Source organism: Roseateles sp. P5_B10, from assembly GCF_056400485.1.
On the sequence record NZ_JBFULE010000568.1, the window covers coordinates 1 to 3,509 of the forward strand.

Sequence of the window (3,509 nt, forward strand, 5' to 3'; positions counted from 1 at the left end):
GTAGACGAACGTCACGGTGTGCGATTCGGACACGGAAGCCCGCTGCGGCGTGYCTCGGAAATGGATCACGTTGTCGGGATGACGCAGATCGGCATCCGCAACGTGTCGTCATCAAATCGTTCCGACTACGACGATGCACGCAGGGCGGGCTCGCAGATTCTCTCGGTTCGGGATGTGCGCCGATTGGGATCCGAGGGCGTGCTGGCAAAGATTCCTGAGGGCGTTTCGTACTACATCACCGTCGATATCGACGGCTTCGATCCGTCTGTCGCACCAGGTACTGGCACGCCCAGCCACGGCGGCTTTCTCTACTACGAGGTGCTGGAGATCATCCAGGCGCTTTCACGACGCAGCAACGGGAACATCGTTGGCATGGATTTGGTGGAAGTTGCGCCCGCTTACGACCCCGCTGGAACCACGTCGATCCTGGCAGCACAGCTCCTGCTCAATAGCATTGGATTCATCTTCCACGACCGCAAGAGCCATGCGCGCGAGGCATGCAGTTGAGGACGCAGTCACCATTGAACGTCTCTCGATGATCTCGGCCTGGTCGAGTAGCAGTTCTTCCGGTGCAGAGCTCGAGCTTCCGCAGGGGCTCATCTTCCAGCGACGACGGCCTGGCCCGGATATTTCACGCGGCCGGCTCCAGCTGGCCGACAAGACCGATGAACACTGCGATGAAAAGAGTCGCGCAGCGCCTGCCATGATCACCAATCCTTTCAAGTACGCCCGGCGTACGGGCCAGTTGTCCCCCTCGATGATTCGAGAGCTCATGAAGTTGATGGGGCGCCCTGGCCTTGTCTCGCTGGGCGGCGGCTTGCCCTCGCCCGGCAGCTTTCCGACTGAGGAAATTCGGGAGTCGTGCCAAAGGGTGCTCTCGCAGTCTTCTCACATGGCCCTGCAGTACACCACCACAGAGGGCCTGCTCGTGCTGCGCGAATGGGTCGCTGAGCGAATGAGGCAACAAGGTCTGACGGTTAGTGCTGATCAGGTGCTGATCACCAGTGGGTCGCAGCAAGGGCTGGATCTCGTTGGCAAAGTTCTTCTCGAAAGGGGCACCAAGGTAGCGGTTGAGTCGCCAACCTACCTGGGAGCGCTGCAGGCGTTTGCACCCTACGAGGCGGACACCGTGGAGGTTCGGTGTGACGAATTCGGGCCTATGCCAGGGAGTCTGCGAGACGTGGGTGATGCCCGGGCGCTTTATCTCCTGCCCAATTTTCAGAACCCTACAGGGCGCTGCATTTCCAAGGCACGGCGCGCACAGATTGCCGATCAGGCCCAATCCCTTGGATTGCCACTGGTTGAAGATGATCCCTACGGTGATCTTTGGTTCGAACAGCCTCCGGCGGAGCCCATCGCTGCTCATTGGCCAGAGGGAACTGTCTATTTAGGGTCATTCTCAAAAATTCTCGCGCCTGGACTGCGGCTCGGCTACGCAGTTGCTCCAACCGCCGTCTACGGCAAGCTGGTTCAAGCCAAGCAAGCCGCAGACTTGCACAGCGGGACATTCGCGCAACATGTGGTGGCTGACTTGTTGGGAAGGGGCATTCTCGAAAAGCATCTGACGGAGGTTCGCGCGAAATACCGGCAAGGGCGTGATGCCATGGTGGATGCTCTTCAGGCCCATATGCGTGGCCTTGCTTCGTGGAGTACTCCAACCGGAGGAATGTTTTGCTGGTTGACCTTGGCAAGTGGTTTGGACACCGCGAAGTTGCTGCCGCTTGCAGTCGAACGCGGTGTGAGCTTCGTGCCAGGCGCCGCGTTCTACGCGGCTGATCCTTTGTGCAACGCAATGAGGCTGTCATTCGTCACAGAATCTGCCGGGAGAATCATGCAGGGAGTGGCCTCGTTGGCTGACTCAATTCGGCAGGCCGCGCAGGCCCAGAACGCCTAAGTGAAGGCGAATCCGAGGTCATGCGGCGAGGCAACGTACCTTCCGGACGGGGGCGATGTGACTGGAGGCATTGGAACCTGGGACAGGGTCACTGCAGACTGCACCGTAAACATAAGCCCTGCAGCGGCTGCAAGCCAATGCTTAAAGTCGCACGTGGCACTGTTCAGGATGATCGGTTGGTGGAGAGGAGGAGGATCGAACTCCCGACCTCCGCATTGCGAACGCGGCGCTCTCCCAGCTGAGCTACCCCCCCACGCGACCGAAAAAGTATAGCCCTGGCTGGAGGATCTTGGCCGGCTGCTATCGTCTTCGCCCATGACGCCCCGCAAGCCGACGGCCTGGTTCGAGGCCCAGTACAACAACCGCCAGCGTGTGGCCGACAGTGCCGACATCCTCGGGCGCTGGGCCCAGGCGTCTGCGCTGGTGCGCGAGCGCTCTAGCTGCCATCTGAACCTGCGCCACGGGCCTGATCCCAAGCAGACGCTGGACGTCTTCACGCCCGACCCGGCGTTTGCCGGCGGTTTCGCGCCGGTTCTCGTCGTCATCCATGGCGGCTACTGGCGGTCCCTGGACAAGTCGGACTATTCCTTCCTGGCCGCAGGCTTCACGGACGAAGGAGCCCTCGTCGTCGTGCCGAACTACGACCTCTGCCCTGGCGTCGGCATCGATCGCATTGCGATGCAGCTCACTTCAGCCGTGGCGTGGGCCTGGCGGCACGCGGCAGAGCATGGCGGCGACCCCAGCCGCATCGTCCTCGTCGGCCATTCGGCCGGTGGTCATCTGGCGGCGATGCTGAGCTGCTGCGATTGGAAGCGTGTCGGCAAGGACCTGCCGCGGCGCCTTGTGCAGGGCGCAATGTCGGTGTCGGGCCTGCACGACCTGGCGCCGCTGCGCCGCGTGCCCTTTCTGCAGACCGATCTTCAGCTGGATGCGGCCAGCGTGCGCCGGCTGAGCCCCATCCACTTTCCGCCGCCGCGCTCGCCGCAGACGCTGTTCGCCGTCGTCGGTGCCCTGGAGAGTGAGGAGTACCGGCGCCAGAACCAGCTGATCCGCCAGGCCTGGGGCGCACGCGCAGTACCGGTCTGCGAAGAGTTGCCAGGCTGCAACCATTTCACCGTGCTGCACGATCTGGCCGACCCCCAGGGCCGCTCCCATCAACTCGCGCGCCAGCTGCTCGGTTTGCGCTGGTATAGCGGCCTGCTATGAGGTGCATTGAAGCTATCCATTGGCTGGGCGTGGCCGCACAGGAGTAGCGTCGCCGTCTCCCACCCCACGGAGACTGCGATGAGCTTGAAAGGTTCCAAGACCGAGCAGCACCTGAAGGACGCCTTTGCCGGCGAATCCCAGGCCAACCGCCGCTACCTCTACTTCGCCAACAAGGCGGACATCGAAGGGCAGAACGACGTGGCGGCATTGTTCCGCTCGACGGCCGAAGGCGAGACGGGCCATGCCCATGGCCATCTCGAGTTCCTGGAGGCCGTGGGCGACCCCGCCACCGGGCTGCCGATTGGCAGCAGCCGCCAGAACCTGGCGGCCGCCGTCGCCGGTGAAACACACGAGTACACCGACATGTACCCAGGCATGGCCCGAACAGCGCGTGACGAGGGCTTCGACG

General features: G+C 62.5%; 4 protein-coding genes and 1 tRNA gene. 4 read left to right on the forward strand and 1 reads right to left on the reverse strand.

Going from position 1 to position 3,509, the window contains the following annotated elements:
• The coding region (locus AC1DU6_RS23935) for an arginase family protein (RefSeq protein WP_477860117.1) at nucleotides 1–507 on the forward strand (507 nt) is incomplete at its 5' end.
• Nucleotides 508–535: 28 nt separating this feature from the next.
• Entirely contained in the window at nucleotides 536–1,894 is a 1,359-nt protein-coding gene (locus tag AC1DU6_RS23940) for an aminotransferase-like domain-containing protein (RefSeq protein WP_477860119.1), read from the forward strand.
• 177 nt (nucleotides 1,895–2,071) lie between these two features.
• Here the strand turns inward: AC1DU6_RS23940 and AC1DU6_RS23945 are convergent.
• Nucleotides 2,072–2,147: transfer RNA gene (locus tag AC1DU6_RS23945), tRNA-Ala, on the reverse strand.
• A 62-nt stretch (nucleotides 2,148–2,209) separates the two neighbouring features.
• Here AC1DU6_RS23945 and AC1DU6_RS23950 point away from each other — a divergent pair.
• Nucleotides 2,210–3,100 carry an alpha/beta hydrolase gene (locus AC1DU6_RS23950; RefSeq protein WP_477860121.1) on the forward strand — a complete coding sequence of 297 codons (891 nt, stop codon included), beginning with the start codon at nucleotides 2,210–2,212 and terminating at the stop codon, nucleotides 3,098–3,100.
• A gap of 78 nt (nucleotides 3,101–3,178) precedes the next feature.
• A partial coding sequence (locus AC1DU6_RS23955; protein WP_477860123.1) for a rubrerythrin family protein occupies nucleotides 3,179–3,509 on the forward strand: 331 nt, incomplete at its 3' end.